1 protein-coding gene is annotated in these 245 nt (G+C 67.8%); it reads left to right on the top strand.

Annotated elements, in window-relative coordinates; all coding sequences use genetic code 11:
* The coding region (locus tag CVH10_RS23350) for a TonB-dependent receptor (RefSeq protein WP_146143346.1) at positions 1 to 245 on the top strand (245 nt) is incomplete at both ends.

Here is a 245-nt window from a genome sequence, read left to right as displayed (position 1 = left end):
CCGGACCTCGACGAGACGCTGTTCAACGCCGGCATCGTCTACCAGGCCACCGACTGGGCCCAGCTCTACGCCAACTACTCCGAGGGCTTCGGCATGCCCGACGTGGGCCGGGTGCTGCGCGGCGTCAGCACCCCCGGCCAGGACGTCGACACCCTGATCGACCTCTCGCCCATCGTTACCGACAACCGCGAGATCGGTGCCCGCTTCGACTGGGACCGCTACGGCCTCGAGCTCAGCTACTACGA

The sequence above is a fragment of the Halomonas sp. ND22Bw genome, assembly GCF_003011945.1.
Taxonomy (GTDB): Bacteria; Pseudomonadota; Gammaproteobacteria; order Pseudomonadales; family Halomonadaceae; genus Halomonas; species Halomonas halophila.
This window is presented reverse-complemented; position numbering and strand designations above follow the sequence as displayed.